At 55.7% G+C, this 16,120-nt stretch carries 14 protein-coding genes; 8 read left to right on the forward strand and 6 right to left on the reverse strand.

Features of this window, described 5'->3' with window-relative positions:
- Positions 1 to 40: 40 nt before the first annotated feature.
- From IFT99_RS08595 to araD1, 3 genes are all read right to left on the reverse strand, one after another.
- Complete coding sequence (locus tag IFT99_RS08595; protein WP_192131584.1) at positions 41 to 1,597, reverse strand: UxaA family hydrolase; 1,557 nt, start codon at positions 1,595 to 1,597, stop codon at positions 41 to 43.
- Positions 1,598 to 1,652: 55 nt separating this feature from the next.
- Entirely contained in the window at positions 1,653 to 2,972 is a 1,320-nt protein-coding gene (locus IFT99_RS08600) for an MFS transporter (protein WP_192131586.1), read from the reverse strand.
- A gap of 69 nt (positions 2,973 to 3,041) precedes the next feature.
- Positions 3,042 to 4,040, reverse strand: coding sequence for an AraD1 family protein (gene araD1 / locus IFT99_RS08605; RefSeq protein WP_192131588.1), 999 nt, complete (start codon positions 4,038 to 4,040; stop codon positions 3,042 to 3,044).
- Between the two features lie 103 nt (positions 4,041 to 4,143).
- On the opposite strand from araD1, the gene IFT99_RS08610 reads away from it, so the two are divergent.
- Positions 4,144 to 5,088, forward strand: coding sequence for a LysR family transcriptional regulator (locus tag IFT99_RS08610; RefSeq protein WP_065991691.1), 945 nt, complete (start codon positions 4,144 to 4,146; stop codon positions 5,086 to 5,088).
- A 98-nt stretch (positions 5,089 to 5,186) separates the two neighbouring features.
- Here the strand turns inward: IFT99_RS08610 and IFT99_RS08615 are convergent, their stop codons facing one another.
- Both IFT99_RS08615 and IFT99_RS08620 read right to left on the reverse strand, forming a co-directional pair.
- On the reverse strand, positions 5,187 to 5,645 hold the full coding sequence (locus IFT99_RS08615; RefSeq protein ID WP_192131590.1) for a GNAT family N-acetyltransferase: 459 nt from the start codon (positions 5,643 to 5,645) through the stop codon (positions 5,187 to 5,189).
- A gap of 167 nt (positions 5,646 to 5,812) precedes the next feature.
- On the reverse strand, positions 5,813 to 6,439 hold the full coding sequence (locus IFT99_RS08620) for a glutathione S-transferase family protein (protein ID WP_192131592.1): 627 nt from the start codon (positions 6,437 to 6,439) through the stop codon (positions 5,813 to 5,815).
- Between the two features lie 255 nt (positions 6,440 to 6,694).
- Here IFT99_RS08620 and IFT99_RS08625 point away from each other — a divergent pair, with 255 nt between their 5' ends.
- Positions 6,695 to 6,943: a CsbD family protein gene (locus tag IFT99_RS08625; protein WP_192131594.1), complete on the forward strand. Its 249-nt coding sequence runs from the start codon at positions 6,695 to 6,697 to the stop codon at positions 6,941 to 6,943.
- A 208-nt stretch (positions 6,944 to 7,151) separates the two neighbouring features.
- Here IFT99_RS08625 and IFT99_RS08630 read toward each other — a convergent pair whose 3' ends face one another.
- Complete coding sequence (locus IFT99_RS08630) at positions 7,152 to 7,508, reverse strand: hypothetical protein (RefSeq protein ID WP_192131596.1); 357 nt, start codon at positions 7,506 to 7,508, stop codon at positions 7,152 to 7,154.
- Positions 7,509 to 8,106: 598 nt separating this feature from the next.
- On the opposite strand from IFT99_RS08630, the gene IFT99_RS08635 reads away from it, so the two are divergent.
- The 6 genes from IFT99_RS08635 to IFT99_RS08660 all read left to right on the forward strand — a co-directional run bounded on the left by IFT99_RS08635 (position 8,107) and on the right by IFT99_RS08660 (position 16,095).
- Positions 8,107 to 8,733, forward strand: coding sequence for a hypothetical protein (locus IFT99_RS08635; RefSeq protein ID WP_192131598.1), 627 nt, complete (start codon positions 8,107 to 8,109; stop codon positions 8,731 to 8,733).
- Positions 8,734 to 8,917: 184 nt separating this feature from the next.
- The gene (locus tag IFT99_RS08640) at positions 8,918 to 10,744 is read left to right on the forward strand and encodes a Mu transposase C-terminal domain-containing protein (protein WP_192131600.1); all 1,827 of its coding nucleotides are present in this window, start codon (positions 8,918 to 8,920) and stop codon (positions 10,742 to 10,744) included.
- A 2-nt stretch (positions 10,745 to 10,746) separates the two neighbouring features.
- Positions 10,747 to 11,610 (forward strand): TniB family NTP-binding protein, encoded by an 864-nt coding sequence (locus IFT99_RS08645; protein ID WP_192131602.1) that lies wholly within the window; start codon positions 10,747 to 10,749, stop codon positions 11,608 to 11,610.
- Between the two features lie 6 nt (positions 11,611 to 11,616).
- Positions 11,617 to 14,259, forward strand: a complete 2,643-nt coding sequence (locus tag IFT99_RS08650; RefSeq protein WP_192131604.1) for a TniQ family protein — start codon at positions 11,617 to 11,619, stop codon at positions 14,257 to 14,259.
- A 971-nt stretch (positions 14,260 to 15,230) separates the two neighbouring features.
- Positions 15,231 to 15,608 carry a hypothetical protein gene (locus IFT99_RS08655; protein WP_192131606.1) on the forward strand — a complete coding sequence of 126 codons (378 nt, stop codon included), beginning with the start codon at positions 15,231 to 15,233 and terminating at the stop codon, positions 15,606 to 15,608.
- Between the two features lie 103 nt (positions 15,609 to 15,711).
- A complete protein-coding gene (locus tag IFT99_RS08660) occupies positions 15,712 to 16,095 on the forward strand; it encodes a histone-like nucleoid-structuring protein, MvaT/MvaU family (protein WP_060405751.1) in 384 nt (127 codons plus the stop codon).
- Positions 16,096 to 16,120: the final 25 nt, after the last annotated feature.

Here is a 16,120-nt window from a genome sequence, read left to right on the forward strand (position 1 = left end):
CGGACGACGGAAGCCGGAGTGCTGGAGTGAATGAAAGGTCTTAGGTGATCGCACCGATCTGCCACGGCACGAACTCGTTCTGGCCGTAGCCATGCTGTTCGCTTTTACTTTTGTCACCCGAGGCGATGCGCAGCATCATGCGGAAGATGTATTCGCCGCGTTCCTCGATGGTCATGGTGCCGTCGGCAATCCCGCCGCAGTTGACGTCCATGTCTTCTTCCTGGGTCTCCCACAGGCGGGTGTTGGTGGCGAGCTTGATGGACGGCGAGGGCGCACAGCCATACGCCGAACCGCGCCCCGTAGTAAAGGCAATCAGGTTGGCCCCGCCCGCGACCTGGCCGGTGGCGGAGATCGGGTCGTAGCCCGGGGTGTCCATGAACACCAGGCCGTGTGCCCTGACGGTTTCAGCGTATTCGTAGACATCCACCAGATCGGTGGAGCCTGCCTTGGCGACGGCACCCAGAGATTTCTCCAGAATAGTGGTCAAGCCTCCGGCCTTGTTGCCCGCGGAAGGATTGTTGTTGAGCTCGGCATCCATACGCTTGCAATAGGCTTCCCACCAGTGGATACGGGCGATGAGTTTCTCACCGACGTTCTGGCTGACGGCGCGGCGGGTCAGCAAGTGCTCGGCGCCGTAGACCTCCGGCGTTTCCGACAGAATCGCGGTGCCGCCGGCCGCCACCAGACGATCGACTGCATTGCCCAATGCAGGGTTGGCCGTGATGCCCGAATAACCGTCGGATCCACCGCATTGCAGGCCGATGATCAGGTGTTTGGCGCTGACGGGTTCGCGTTTGACGTGGTTTGCCTCTGCCAGCAGGGACTTCACTTGCGCGATGCCGCTGGCAATGGTTTTCGACGTGCCGCCCGTGCCCTGGATGGTGAAGGTGCGCAGCGAATGGCTGCTGGTCAGGCCCTGGGCCACCAGCAGATCGGGGATCTGATTGGTCTCGCAACCCAGGCCGATCATCAGGACCGAGGCAAAGTTCGGGTGAACGGCATAGCCCCCCAGGGTCCTGCGCAACATGGCCAGCGCCTCACCCCCCGGATCGACGGCGCAGCCCACGCCGTGGGTGAGGGCAACGACACCGTCGACATTGGGGTATTCAATCAGCGCCTCAGGGTGAATGTCGCGGCGAAAGTAGTCGGCAATCGCCCGCGCCACCGTGGCCGAGCAATTGACCGACGTCAGAATGCCGATGTAATTGCGGGTCGCCACGCGGCCATCGGCGCGCACGATGCCCATGAACGTCTCTGCGGTGGGGGCAGGACTGCCTTTGGCGTCGACACCGAACGCGTAGTCCCGAGAGAAATCCCCCATGGCGACGTTGTGGACATGCACGTGCTGCCCCGCTTCGATGGGCTGGCTGGCGAAGCCGATGATCTGACCGTAGCGGCGCACGGGTTGGCCCACGTCGATATGACGGGCCGCGACTTTGTGACCGGAAGGCACAGGCTCAAGCACCTCGATACCTTCGGCTTTAAGCACCAGACCTTTGACCAGCGGTTGCCGTGCGATCAACACATCGTCCAACGCGTTGAGTCTGATCACGGCATGGGCAGCGGTTTCGCTGCCTGTTGTTGTTATGAGCTGCATGACGATTGCCTCGGTTATTCAGTGAGCGCAATGGGAATGGGGAGAGCAGGGCAGGTCAGGCCAATCCACGCTCGCGGTAATCAATCAGGCTGGAGAACAGCATCAAACCGGACGCCATGACGACGAAGAAAATCAGCGCCAGGAAGTACGAGCCGGTGTACTGCACGATCAGGCCAATCAGGATGGGCACAATCACACCGACCATGTTCCCGCAGAAGTTCATGCTGCCGCCCAACACACCGGCTTTGGACTGGCCGCCGAGGATCGCGGGCAGGCACCAGTACATGCCGCACCAGCGAATGAAAAACAGCGCGACACACAGCAGCGAGATAACAACGACGGCGTCACGGGTATAAGCCACAGCGAGAATGCAAATGGCGGCAATGGCCGCGGAGCCTGCGAACATGCTGCGCATGACGGTGTTGGGCTGGCCGCCGGCCGCTTTCCATTTGTCGGCCACCCAGCCGCCAAACAATTCGCCGATGAACCCGCACATGAAGATCAGAAAGGTCGCGCCGCCCATGGCCTTTATGTCCAGGTTATGGGCCTGGTGCAAGTAGCTCGGCATCCAGGTCAGCAGGCCGTAAAACACACTGTTGTAGCAAGCGAAGCCCGCGAACATGGCCAGCACGGAACGGCTCTTGAGCAATTCCTTGAGGATCGCCTTGCGCCCGCCCGTGGCTTTTCTGGCGGCCTCATTGGCGTCAGTGATGTACGCCAGCTCTGCCGCATTGACCTTGGGGTGTTCACTGGGGTGGTTTCTGATGTACCACCACGCCCAGACGCCTACGACCATGGTGCCCACGCCGGCGATGACGAAGGCGATCCGCCAGGAGTCAAACCAGGTGATCAATCCCGCAATGAGGATGGCGCCCAATGCAGTGCCCAGCGGTGCGCCGCCATCGACGAGGGTCGCACCGCGTCCGCGTTCATTGGGCGTGAGCCAGGCACCGTTGAGCTTGGCCCCGGCCGGCATGATCGGTGACTCTGCGACACCCAGGCCGATGCGCGTGATGAGCAGCGTGATCCAGTTGTGCGCGCCGCCCGCCAAGGCCTGAAACAGGCCCCAACCAATGGTGGCAATGCCGACAATGTTACGGGTCTGAAAACGGTCGAGCAGCATGCCGCCAGGGATCTGCATGAGCGCATACGACCAGAAGAACGCGCTGAGCATCAAACCTTCCAGCGCCGGCGTCATGTTGAAGTCAGTCGAGATCAGCGGCAGCGCAACGGACAAGGACGCCCGGTCGATGTAGTTGATGGCGGAGAGCAGCAGCAGGAGCAGGAAGATCCTCCACCGCACCGTGGTGGGGCGGGCGCTCGCGGCACTCGTGGAAGCAGCAGGCGTGACGACCTGTACATTGCCAGTGGTCATGTTCATCTCACTCTTATGTTTATTATGAAATGCATCCGTTGCTAAGGGCCCGGTGCAGGGCCTCACCCGTCAGAGCGATCTTGTTTCTCCAACATTGAACGCTGAGTCGACGACTTCGAAGGAGTTGCACAGGGGTTTTCCGAACTCCTCCATGCTGATCTCGAACCGATCACCCGGCTGAGTTTTGACGTTGTCTGCAACCGAAAGGGTGGCGGTGCCGAAGAAGTGCACATGCACATCGCCCGGGCGCAGGAACTGGGTGTACTTGAAGTGGTGATACTCCAGGTTCTCCAGGCTGTGGCACATGTTGTCCTCGCCGCTGAGAAACTCTTTCTCCCATAACAGGTTGCCGTCGCGCCAGATCCGGCTGGTGCCGGCCAGGTGCCGTGGCAATTCACCGACGCGCAGCTCTGGCCCGTAGGCGCAATTGCGCAGCTTGGAGTGGGCCAGATACAGGTAATTGCGCCGTTCCATGACATGGTCGGAGAACTCGTTGCCCAAGGCGAAGCCCAGGCGGTAGGGCGCGCCGTCATGGCCGATGACGTAGAGGCCGGTCAGCTCGGGTTCTTCGCCTGCATCTTCGGCGAAGTCCGGCGACTGGAACGCCTGGTTCGGGCGTACCACAATCGAGCCGTCGCCCTTGTAGAACCACTCTGGCTGAGCGCCCACGGTGCCGGCCACCGGACGGCCGCCGTCGATCCCCCACTGGAACATCCGCGCGGTGTCCGTCAGCGCATCCTGACTGTCGACGTTTTTCTGGTGCATCTTGTCGCGGGTCGAAGCACTGCCCAGGTGAGTCAGGCCGGTGCCGCTGATCAGGCAGTGAGCGGGGTCTTCATGGTCCAGTGGCGGCAGGACGCGGCCGGTGTCCAGCAGATGGGTATAACTGTCGGCACTCAGTACCGTGCCCACGCTCCGTACTTCCTGCTGCAGGCTGTGGCCATTGGCAATGGCGGCGAGGGCAAGGGTGCGGGTGCTGGCTGTACCGTTGACCACCTGAATCGAGTCGCCCTCGACCACGCCGACACGGCGCTGACCCGTGGCATCTTCAAACTGGATTAAACGCATGGTGAGGCCTCGACGTGTTGTTATCGTTGAGGTCACTTTAAATTTCCAGCCTGCTGCTGCCTAATGAGAGTTACGACCCAAGCGATAACCTTTAGGTATACCCATGCTGCCGTCCCTCTCATCCATGGTGTCTCGTCTGCGACTCAAGCAGCTGCGGCTATTGATAGCGCTCGACGAGCATGGCTCGGTGCGCAAGGCATCCGAGATCATGGCGTTGTCGCAACCGGGCGCCACCAAGGCATTGCAGGAAATCGAGACTGTTTTCGGTTCAAGCCTCTTCGAGCGCACCAGCAAGGGTCTGGAGGCCAACGATCTTGGCCGCTGTGTGATTCGTTATGCCCGCCTGATTCACACCGACCTTGAGCACCTTCGCGAAGAAATGGTCGGCATCCTCAAAGGACAAGGCGGGCGCCTGGCCATCGGCACCATCATGGGCGCCGTGCCGACGCTAGTGGACAGCCTGGCGCGACTGCGCGACAAACAGCCGGAGTTGTCGATCTCCATCGTCGAAGACACCAGTTCGCGGTTGTTGAGCTTGCTGGATCAGGGAAGGGTGGATGTCGCGATCTGCCGAACCAGCGTGAGCCCACGTCCGGGCGCGTATCAAACCCGCTTCCGCGCACAGGAACCGCTGGTGGTGGTGGCCAATCCTGCGCATCGCCTGGCCCATGCGCCGACGCTGCAACTGGACGACTTGATGGACAGCCGCTGGGTGGTGTTCCCGGTCAACATGCCCATGCGCTTGACGCTGGAGCGCGAGTTTCGCCAGGTGGGGTTGAGCTTTCCGCTTTATGCGATCGAAACCTCGTCGACGTTTACGACGTTGTCGTTGTTGCTGAAGGATCCGAATCTGGTGGCGGTGATGCCGAACGACGTCGCGCAGATGGCGCTGGACCACGGCATGTTGGTCAAACTGCCGCTGACGATTCAGTCCACCAGCGAGCCTTATGAAATCGTGACTCGATCGAATGTGGAGTACACGGCGTCGATGGTGTTGCTGATTGAGGAGATGACGGGGGTGGGTTTGGATTCAACAAGGGATGAGTAGGCTTGCCATCCATAAAGCATCAGCCTGGAAGGATGGCGTTTGGTCGGTCGCAACAGCTTGCAAGCTGAGCGGTGTCATCTGTGCGGTACAGGGTAGGCCTAAAGCCGGCGCTGCATCAGCGAATGCTCTTTGCCCCAAGCTTGAAATGACTCTAGATACTCCCATCCTCGCTTTGCGTAATAGTCACGTCGGTCATGTGTGTGCAAATAAAGTTTCTGATGTCCGACTTCTTTCGCGTTAGAGCAGACCTCTGTAATGAGTTGTTCGGCCAAGCCACGCCGCCTTGCCGACGGAGCAACAAGGACACACGCAAGCCACGGCCCGAGTTCTGGGTAATCAGGCGAATCGTGCTTGGCCAGGGCGGCCCCTCCGAGGAGCTGACCATTTTCCAGAGCGATCACAGTTCGCCAGTTCCCGTCATTCTGGCCATCTTTGAATTCTCGCTGCCAATCATGGAGCGCCTGTGCAGCGAACTCATACGCGAACTGTTCATGCAGCCACGATGCGAATGTGTCGCTATAGTCCATGTGATGGCACAGCAAGGCCGTCTGGAACATATGATTAATTCTCGAGATGAGCAGGTTGTTAGTGTCTGCAGGTGAGGTCGTAGAAACCAAGCGCGGCAACCATAAGCGTTTGAAAGCCGGGAATCGCGCTGACGTGATCAGTGGAGGCTTGGAGACGCTTTTCAGGGCAGGACCTACCAAGCCTGCGTGTTTACCACTCAGCCCGCGAACTTGTAATCACCGCCTTTTTTGATCGCATTGATATAGGCCGGCCGCGCCTGGAACCGGTCGATCCAGGCGGCTAGGCTAGGGTAGTTGTTCAGCATGCCTTGGGATTTTGCAAACTCGCCAATAAAGCTCATTTGGATATCCGCGCCGCTGATTTCTTCACCCAACAAATACGGGGTAAGTTTCAACGCGGTCTCCAGATAACCTAGATAGTTAGCCAGTTCAGATTCAATTCGCGGCTGCAGCGGCTTGCCAGCGTCCCCAAGACGCCCGACATAAAGGCTGAGCATCAGCGGCAGCATGGCCGACCCTTCTGCGAAATGCAGCCATTGCACGTATTCGTCGTAGGTCGCGGTGGCCGGGTCAGGCTGCAAGCGGCCATCGCCGTGCCGGCGGATCAGATAATCGACGATAGCACCGGACTCGATCAGCACATGAGGTCCGTCCTGAATAACCGGTGACTTGCCCAGCGGGTTAATGGCTTTCAGTTCAGGGGGCGCCAGGTTGGTCTTGGCGTCTCTTTGGTAGTGCTTGATTTCGTAGGGCAGGGCGAGCTCTTCGAGTAGCCAGAGGATGCGCTGCGAGCGGGAATTATTGAGATGGTGAACGATGATCATGAAGTTCCCTATAAGGTAGAAAGGTGTGTAGGGACAGACTGTCGTGGCCCACTGAGGTTCTAAATGGTTGCGAAATCAGCAGTCAGTAGCACCGTCCCGAAGGCGGCGCCTCGATCATGTTGCAAAACCTAATTCGCGGGGAATCCAGCGGCTCATCCTCGCTGAACTAATCACTGCGCCCGTCCCCTAATTCTGCGCACGTTGCCCAATCCCAGGCTGATCCTGGGTCACTCACACACGAAGGTTTGGTGAATCATGAAGAGCGAACAGGTAGAAGGCGTTGTAGAACAGGTTGCCGGCAAAGCACAGAGCGCAGTTGGGAAACTGTTTGGTGATTCGAAGCTGGAGGCGGAGGGTACCGGTCGCCAGGCTTCTGGTCAGTTGACCCAGGCCTATGGCGATGCGATGGACAGCATCTCTGCGTTTGTTAAAGAGAAACCAGTCGCTGCAGTTGCCATTGGTGGAATTGCGTTGCTGATTCTGGACCGTTTCTTCCGCCGCTGAGTGAGGAGCAAGGGAAGCTCCGCCTGGGGCGTCCCGCTTGAGTTTACATTTCCCCGCCTCCTTAAGGACTGTCTACCAGCAGCTTGAAGGAGGCGAGGTCAGGTACCTTCTGTTGATTCGCTGCCTCTTTTGAGCGCGCTGAGTGTTACCCCCGGCAGCAATAAGCAAATTATTCCCTTGCCCGTTCGATCAAGCCAGTTAGCGAAAGCTAGTGTGAAGGCCTGGATCGATCGCGTTCGGCCTTGCGCGCCGCTTTGACGATCAGCCAATAGAAAACCAAGAGCAAGGGCATCGGAAGGATCAGCGTCAGCAGGGCGCGGATGCCCTCGGGCATGTCACCGGTATCGAGATCTCCGAACACCTGGATTATCAAGATACATGTAACGAACCACGAGAAAAGGTTGCTCGCCAAGACGGCCATGACCCTGAAGAACACTCGCCAGAATCTTGAGGGGTGGTCCACGTTCCTTGATGCTGGCGGCATTGCGGTATTAGGGACCAGCACAAGTGCACCGACAATCCCCAAGCCCCATTGGAAGACCGTGATCCAGGCTGTGAGCGTCATGAGAGAGTAACCAAGCGAGCGAAGTTGCGTCGAAACGATTTAAAGACGCGGCCAAGACTGTATTTAGCTTTTGGCAATGGCGCTGTGGCAGCGCTGTGCAGTGACATGATTCATGCTCCATCCGTGAATACGTGCCCGGTCCTTGCGAAAGACGTTATGAGCTGATCGACATTTTGCTTATGAGCACGTTGGTATGACAAGGGTGAGGCCGATGTTAAAGGCCAGCTGTGACCAGCCCCTAAAAACCGATACCCCCTGAACGCCCCCATTTTCCGCCTCCACCCCCCCCTCCGAACAAAAAACACGAAAAAAAATCGCGTGTTTTCGTAATTTCATTTCCATACCAAGCAAAAATTTTCAGACCTAACCCTTTGAAATTCATGAGCTAGTTAATTTCACGAATTTATCCTGGTTTGACGCCAAAAATTTAGATGCTAGACCTCAAACATGGCTATGTAATTTGAGGTAGTTATGGCGTAAAGCCATTAATGGTTGGATGTACATAGCCTTGATCAGGAAGTTTGCTTAAACCGGATAGTGATGAATGCCGTAGCTAGGCAACTTCTTCTACCTAACAGCGAAACTGATGAGGCTTATCATGGCTAATGAACATCAACCGAAGCTGAGAATCGTGAAAACCGGAGGCCCTAAAGTTCTGAGCGTCAGCATGAGGACTGCGGGTAACCAGTATTTTCCAGACCTACCGGCTTCATGCCAACTGCTTCCCAAACTCAGATTCCTAAGAGTCGCCGATCAGCTCCTGCTCTGCGTTAAAACCCCAGGTGAATCAGAGTTCAAACCAGTCTCGATGACTGCGTACTCAGCCAAGCCGGTACTCACGCCTGTGTCGGTAGAGACACTCGCGCAAACTGACGAGGTGGAGCTTGGTAAGCCGTGGCCGCACAAAGTCCAGATGGACATGCAGTCCTTGGACGCCAGGTCGCTGCGCGGAATCATGGAACTTGCCCAAGATCCTCTGGAGTTCTCTCCTGACACGGAGGAGGTAGTGGAACGCGCATTCCAGGCCTCACTTAAGCAAAACATTGGCAAGCGGGCCTTTTGGGAGCTTGTCAGGTCAGAGTGCCAGGCAATCGGCATCAAAGCACCGTCATATCAGTTGGTGGCACGGCGGTTAGATTGCCTGTTCTCGCGTGAGGTGCTGCGGCATCACCCATTGACCCGCCAAGGTCATGTGAGTCACTCGGAGGGCTTTCCATCGGAATAGCCCAATACCACAAATCCCTGGCAGCGCAACATACCTTTGCATTGTCAGGGAATTATCGACCAGCACGCCGCTCCACTCGCAGCACGATATCAGCACGATATCAGCACGACACAGCGCGACAAAACGCGCCGATATCGCAACTCTTGCGCACTGAGAGCGTCGACGGGTCAATTGGAGGTGTGCCATGGGCACATATACCAACCCAGATGGCAGTAAACAACTTGTAAGCTTCGAAGGGCAACTTTGGGTCGTTGAAGATATCGACACGCCCACTCGCAAGTTGCACCTTAAAAATCTTCGCAATGACACATTGAGGCTAGTGAATCCGGCGCTAGTGGAATCGGTTGAGCATGACACGATAGTCAAGGCCGCTGAGGCCACCATTGCAGAGAAGTCTGCGAAGCGTGCATTGATACTCGGAGAGGACTTCACTCCAGAACAGAAAGAGAAGGCGCGCCATCGCTTCGAGGTTATCGAAAAGCAATTTGCCGGTACGCTGTCGGCCGAGGCGGCTGCAAAGGAGTGCGGTCTGAGTTTGCAGCGTTACTACGAAGTACGTCTGTTGTTCAATGCCGAGATCGGCCCAATCAGTCTTCTAGGCAAAAAGCGGGGCCGCAAAAAAGGTACCAAGACGATAGCTCCCGAAGTTGAGCAAATCATAGCGGATCAGGTATGGCTCTACCGAGGGCATGGCGCTTCATACCGTACGGTATGGAAGGGAGTGCAGACGGTTTGCGCTGAACTGAAGATCAAGGACGTGCCGTCGTATGAAACGGTATGTGATCGAATGAATAACCTTCCGGAGCATGGCAAGGACGTCCAGGTGCACGGCAAAAACCACGCCGACGACGTCTTCAAACTCCGGGGCGGGTTTCGGGAACTCAGCCGGCCACTTGAGCAGGTGCAGATCGATCACACCGTGGCCGACGTATTCCTTGCCAGCCGTTATGATCGCGAACACCCGGTGGGGCGGCCATGGATCACGATTGCCATTTGTGCCAAGACGAAGGTGATCCTCGGCTTCTATGTCAGCTTGCGTTACCCCAGCCTGTGCAGCGTTGCTCACACATTGAAGCATGCGGTATTGAGCAAAGACGCTTTCATGAAGGGCTTGGGGTTGGAGGATCACGATTACGAGTTCCACGGTGTCTTCAACGAGCTGCTGACTGATAATGCGAGGGAGTTTCGGTCAGCAAATCTCGTGGCTGCCTGCGCCCTAGAAGGCATCAAGCTGCGTCACCGCTCCCAAAAACAAGACGGCGGTATCTGTGAGCGTGCGCTCGGCACGCTGAACATCGGGTACGTTCAGATGTTACCTGGAGGAACGGCGTCCAGGACTCGAAAGGATCGAGACTACAACCCGGAGAAGCACAAAGTCCTGACGTTGGAGGAGTTCGTCCAATACTTCACGCTGGCGGTGTGTGAATACCACGACACCGCAGGCGAGGACGGTAAGACGCCTCGGGATCGTTGGCTTGAAGCCCTGCGCGATGAAAACGGCCGGCCTGTTGTTCCTCGCAACGTCCACGATGTGAAAAACTTCATCATCGAGGTCATGCCTGAAAAGCGCCCCGTGATGAGCAAGACTGGACTCAAGGTCAACGGCTTCCGCTACTCCAATAACCTGCTGCGCCACATGATCGGTAAACCTATTCGGGTCAAATACGACCCGGCGAACTTGTCGAGTATCCTGGCAAGGTTTGAGGGCCAGTGGATCGAAGTTCCTTGCTGCGAGAAGACCACTGGTACGCTGACGGCCAAGGCGATCCTACAGAAGTATTTAAAGCGGGCAGGCAAGCTGGGCGAACGTGCGGTGAAAGCTTTCTTGGCACGCTCTGAACAGCTGAGGCAAGCCATTCTGGCTGACATTCCTGCACTGCAAAAGCAGCGCGAGATCAACGAGGCTGACAAGAACGGTGCGCTCCTGATTCATCACGAGCGGTCAAAGAAAAAGCGTAAGGATGCCATCCGCAACTTCTCGGTTCCTGTTGAACCATTTGAGGGGGAGTAGCCATGGACTTATCGCACCTTGCTCCTAAGGTTCAACAGGTGGCAATGCTTGATTCATCGGAGCGCATCCAGCTATGCGACAGCCCGGTGTGGATCAAAACCAATACCAGCCAGACTTTTATCTCCGACATCGAGCGGATGGTCAAGGCGACCCGCATGGGCAGCCGAACCTGCATGGCGCTGATTGGGATCAGCGGGATCGGTAAAACGAAGATGATTGAGCAGGTTGAGGCACGGCTCAACGCGCCTGACTCCACCCAAATTCTCAATATTGATCTGTCTGAGTATGGCCGCTTCATTGACCTTCAGCAGATATTCTTGAGCCGGTTGGGGTTTACGGAATCAGTCAAATCGCTTTGCACTGCAAGCGGTATCAATCGCATCGCAGAAAGGATCAAGCAAATGCACCTTGCAGTTTGCATTCTTGATGAAGGTAATGCGTTGGCTGGCGTGAAAAACATGCTCCTGCAACCCAATTACACATACCTGCGCGCGATGGCCAATCGTGACTTTGGCATTAGCTTGGTCGTGGCTGGGACTGACGAGCTCAAGGCCTACTTGGGGATGGATCCCCAATTGCGCTCCCGGTTCGGGGTGTGGGAGGTACCCGAATGGAGCGCCAAAGGAGAAGACTTTTCTCGGTTTCTCAAGGCATTTGTTCGATTCATTCCACTGCGCAAGCCGTCCAAACTAGACACCCCGGAAATCCAGGAAATGCTCATCGTCAATTGCCAGGCGAGTACCCGGGATATTGTCCGGGCACTAATCAGTGCCGCTAAGCTGGCAATCGAACTGGAGCACGAATGCATCGACGAGGAGCTGCTGGACAGCTGTTTGGAAGCTCGGCTGTCCGGTTTCCTGGAGTAAATCGACATGGGTCGACGCTGGATTGGCAGTTCTGCAAACCAAGCGTCGCTCGACCGCGTTCTCGCGCTAATCAATCAGAACGGAAATAGGGCACAGGGTAGGTTGTTCATTGTTCGAGGCGAGGCGGGGGCGGGTACCAGTGCCTTCGCCTCACGTCTCCGAGCGCTGCTCGACAGCAGGCATGCGCGCACGCTTTACGTCCCGAGAATGCCATTCAATTCCGACTTTGTTTTTTCTTCCCATGTCTTGAAATCCTTGGGCTTGCCTCCTTCAGTCGCCCTCACGTCGGGCCGACGCGTTGAGCGCCACTACAAAGCTGCCATGCAGCTTAGGCGTTACGGGGCTGTCGTTTGCGAGGACGCTCATGACTTTTTTCATAAACACCAGCCCAAAGTTCAAGGGATTTACGATTCGATCCAGGCTTTGACGCAACCGCCTTACAGTCATTGTGTTGTGCTATGCGGCCTGTATGACACGCTGACGGCCGTGGGCCATAAAGCCACGGCTATGGGTATAGAAGTGACGTTCTTCGACCTTGAGGCAATGAGCTGCGATCTCTCATATCTTACTTTCGTCCGAGACGTGATCGTCGCAAATCAAGGACACCGCTTTCCTCCATATCTTCCAGAAGCTAATGCTACGGCACTCGCACGCACGTCTACCAAAACCGTCAACAACCCTGAAACCCCCGAAACGCCGCGAATGCCGGAAACCCACGAGAGACTCGATACTCCTAAAAGCCCATCTCTAGCCGCCGACACCAAGCTGAACGAACTCCCGATCCTTTCTTCCAGCGAGTCGGCGCTTGCTGCGGAGCAGGCTGTGCTCGGTGCGGCGTCCTTTATGGCACTCAATCAATCACCTCTGACGGCGCAGGGCATCGATGTTCGGATGTTGCATGAACATACCAAGGGGCTGATCGGGAATACCGTGTCAATGCTCAAAGGGCTTCTGGTGGATGCTGAAATAGCAGAGCAAGCCACTGCTGGAGATAAGGTTAGTCGGGACGTTGGAATGGAAACCGCGTTAACTGAGGCGGTGATCGGGGGGAATGGCTCAGCGTCGAAAGTCGATATCCCGGCCCTCCCATCGATGGATGACCATGCCGGCGACGGCACGCTCTATCCGGCCGAAACTCCTGGCGGGCTCCAACTGCTGCTGCCTATTGGCCCTCCAGCGGTGCACCAGATGGAGATTCAGCTAGAGCTTGCGCTTGATATGCCACTAAATGTGCACACTGGGCCCAAGGCATCGATTATCGCGCAGGGCGAGATGAACTCAGCCATACAGCAGAGCTCCACGAGGTCAATCAGGCAGCTGAAGCCCGCGAAGTCGATCGTCACGCCATCGGTGGGCGATACCTCGGGATCACCCGAGACACACGCTTGGGAAGCCGCCGCGATTCGGACTACCAGGATGTCGGCCGCATGCAACAAGACGCCCCAGGGCTCCATATACAAAAAGCGGAAGCTTTTTCAGGATCTTTTGACACCTATTTACGACGAAACATTAGGGTCGTGGCTCGATCGAAACGCGAATGCCGGTCAAGCTTCCATGATCCACCAAGGGTTTCTAGATTGGTGCATGGGACTGCTGCGGCTGGAAAATGAATCCTCAAAGCTGTCAGCTGGGGAGGGCGCCTACGAGGCTCCTTGGGTGAGACCAACAGCACTCGATGAACAAGATGGCCAGACGCGACCTTGGGATCCTAACGCGCTTCTGGGGACTTCACGATTACGAGCAATAGGCGTGACCGTCAAAGAGTTGGAGTACGACGACCTGTATCGATCAGAGTCGTTTCTGAACGTCTTTCCCAGACCTTTGGCTGTTCACCTGGCTGAGCGCTTTACGCTGCCGGTCAATGCAACGGCGCAGCACGATAATCGCCGCTATTGCGCTCAGTGCCTGGCAGGCGACGTCATGGGGATGAAAGCCCCAGCGCTAAGGCGGGCATGGCGTGACCGTGGCGCGGCGGTCTGCACGGAACATCGGCAACCTGTTCTTCTTCAACAGCTGGAAAAAGGGCATTTGAGCAAACCAGCGGGTGCTTGGCAGGCCTTTATACAGCAGACGTTGAACGGGCATTTTGATCATGGGGTTGGGTTAGTGTCTCGGCACAGCTCCGGTTACCAATCGGCTTCGAATGAAACTAGGGTTTGCCGGGCAGTGCGACGTATCCAAGACTGGGTAGCGAATTCACCCGCGATACCTTCTGTGCAGCATCCGTCGAAATATTGCTTGTACTTCATACTCGGTTTTTTCCTGTATCAGCCAAACCTCGTCAGTGATGGCGGAGTCGCTCGGTGGTTTTTCAAAGGAATGAGGGGAGATAGGCTAGACACTCCTAGGTACTGCAAGCCTACCGTGAGTCAGATGATCAAAAATATCGAGACGGCGGCGCCGCGCTCACTCGCAGTCGGGTATTTATTGCTCGGAACCTCCTTCAATCTTTTGGCAGAGAGCGAGACGGACTTGCTTCGTCGAGAGTTACATTTCACGGAAGCCCTGTTTCCAAAGAATCGCCACGAGCTCAAACTGATGGCCCTATGTTTCCAGCGCTACCATCTAACTGCTGTCTGGGAAAGCGCTGTAGCAAGTTTGCCTGCGGGAGATTTAATACATCTGGAATGGCTGTTTGATAAGAGTTGATGGGCACCGCTATCCGAGATCGAATTTGACGTATAAATCTCGCTCCACTCCAACTCTCCATCCCACTCGAAGTCAATCGCCAAATCCGAGATTCAAACTCCATCTCAACGTGCTACAGGTGTGGTGGATGTGCCGCGAGGGGCCTATAGCTAACCTAATGAGAATGCAATTCACGCAATCGCAGGCAGGTTTTTATAGATTCAGGACTTTGAGATCGCCAAGTGTTTAAAAAGCACGCAATCTGGGCACATTGCCCAGTAGCGAGTCGCAATTGGATTAGGTTACCTAAAAAGACTTAAATAATGAATTTATGGTGGAATGCTACGCTATCCATCAGTGTGTTTCGATGCATGGAATGATGGTCTCTGTAGGTCGCCGCGAGGATGCCCCCGTCCATCGGATCCGGTAGGGCTTGCCTCGGGTGAGATGATCGTGACCTCCGGCGGTCGGGTGACGGCATCAGCACAAGCCGCTGCATTGAGGCGGCGAGGTGTTGAGCACTGACAATATACGCAAAAATCGAAATTTCTCGACCGCCCCAAGATACCCAGTATAGAGCGGTTGCACACGCGCCATTCGCCTTTCTTACGTCACCAAAACGATGGGCGCGAAGTGTCTAAATCTTGAATCCGCATTTGCATGATTTTGCCATAAATTGACAACATGCGAGCTTGGCATAGGCTCCTATGCAACTCGTGAGATTGTTGCAAGAGACGAGTTAATGTCCCTATCCCTATGATTTTTATAGGGGATTTTAGTGCTTCCTCAGATTGCTTGGCGCCAAGGGGTTCATGATCAGTCCAGAATTCGCCACGTAGTGCGGGCAATACCTCGACAGAATGGCAGGCTTGCGATGCAACTGACTGATTTAATAGCCCTTATCGCTTCAACTTGGACAAAAGCCGTGAACGTCTTTAAGCAAGCGGGGCATTGCGCTACACTCAAATCAGGCCAAAAAATGGTGAGCAATCATGAGTCGACCACATCCGTTCGTGAAATACTTGCAGCTGCAGAGTCTGCTGACCCGTGTCGCGGATGAGATGCGCGAGCTCGAGACTAGCGATGTCAACTACCGTCTTGATCGGGAGTTTAGCGGCAAGCTCGACGACTTGATCCAGCGATATGGCTATACAGATGATGAAGTGGTACGGATTCTAAAGCTTATTCACGAACATGAAGCCCATGGTCACAAAGGTATTTTGCGACTCTTCGATCGTAAACAACCCGAGGACAAGCTTGTTCTCAGTTCGTCGGACGTCGGGATTGACCGCAATTCGCCAAAGACTCCACACGATCGTAGGCCGTCGGAGGTTTCTCAAACCGACAGAGTCAAAGACGAGGTGGCCTGAGCTATATCACGCATGATGGTAAATCGGACTTGAGCACTGGCTGGGTAAGTTATTATCAACACAGCGCGCATCTCAATGATGACTCCAGCAAGGGGGGGAACCAATGACGGCTATACTGGATTACATTTCCCACATTGAGCAGATCGAAAAACTCGAAAATAGCTCAGACCTCGAGAAAGACATGCGTTTTTATCAGGAGCTCGTGGCTCTTAAAGCTCAATACAACTACACTGCCGCCGATGTTCTGCGGTTGTTGAAGCCAGCTACATCAGTTGCCGCACCGTCTCTTGTAGATGAGTTGTTTGAAGTTCTGTTATCAGAAGATAAGTTGGCTTCAGTCGCGAATTCCACTGCTAAGACGCTAAGGCGCTATCGCAACCCTCATACAGGTGAGGTTGTAGAGACTCGGGGATCAAATCATAGTCGGTTGAAGGAATGGAAAAAAGAGTACGGAGCTGACGCTTTGGCTGCTTGGAGGGAGCTTTGAGGTACCAGTAGCTGCTCAATTTAGC

It is taken from the genome of Pseudomonas sp. CFBP 8772 (genome assembly GCF_014841665.1).
Classification (GTDB): domain Bacteria; phylum Pseudomonadota; class Gammaproteobacteria; order Pseudomonadales; family Pseudomonadaceae; genus Aquipseudomonas; species Aquipseudomonas graminis_B.

Excerpts from the sequence above, each read along its gene's own strand:
- IFT99_RS08595 (WP_192131584.1), bottom strand. The coding sequence starts at position 1,597 with ATGCAGCTCATAACAACAACAGGCAGCGAAACCGCTGCCCATGCCGTG.
- IFT99_RS08600 (WP_192131586.1), bottom strand. The coding sequence starts at position 2,972 with ATGACCACTGGCAATGTACAGGTCGTCACGCCTGCTGCTTCCACGAGT.
- araD1 (WP_192131588.1), bottom strand. The coding sequence starts at position 4,040 with ATGCGTTTAATCCAGTTTGAAGATGCCACGGGTCAGCGCCGTGTCGGC.
- IFT99_RS08610 (WP_065991691.1), top strand. The coding sequence starts at position 4,144 with ATGCTGCCGTCCCTCTCATCCATGGTGTCTCGTCTGCGACTCAAGCAG.
- IFT99_RS08615 (WP_192131590.1), bottom strand. The coding sequence starts at position 5,645 with ATGTTCCAGACGGCCTTGCTGTGCCATCACATGGACTATAGCGACACA.
- IFT99_RS08620 (WP_192131592.1), bottom strand. The coding sequence starts at position 6,439 with ATGATCATCGTTCACCATCTCAATAATTCCCGCTCGCAGCGCATCCTC.
- IFT99_RS08625 (WP_192131594.1), top strand. The coding sequence starts at position 6,695 with ATGAAGAGCGAACAGGTAGAAGGCGTTGTAGAACAGGTTGCCGGCAAA.
- IFT99_RS08630 (WP_192131596.1), bottom strand. The coding sequence starts at position 7,508 with ATGACGCTCACAGCCTGGATCACGGTCTTCCAATGGGGCTTGGGGATT.
- IFT99_RS08635 (WP_192131598.1), top strand. The coding sequence starts at position 8,107 with ATGGCTAATGAACATCAACCGAAGCTGAGAATCGTGAAAACCGGAGGC.
- IFT99_RS08640 (WP_192131600.1), top strand. The coding sequence starts at position 8,918 with ATGGGCACATATACCAACCCAGATGGCAGTAAACAACTTGTAAGCTTC.
- IFT99_RS08645 (WP_192131602.1), top strand. The coding sequence starts at position 10,747 with ATGGACTTATCGCACCTTGCTCCTAAGGTTCAACAGGTGGCAATGCTT.
- IFT99_RS08650 (WP_192131604.1), top strand. The coding sequence starts at position 11,617 with ATGGGTCGACGCTGGATTGGCAGTTCTGCAAACCAAGCGTCGCTCGAC.
- IFT99_RS08655 (WP_192131606.1), top strand. The coding sequence starts at position 15,231 with ATGAGTCGACCACATCCGTTCGTGAAATACTTGCAGCTGCAGAGTCTG.
- IFT99_RS08660 (WP_060405751.1), top strand. The coding sequence starts at position 15,712 with ATGACGGCTATACTGGATTACATTTCCCACATTGAGCAGATCGAAAAA.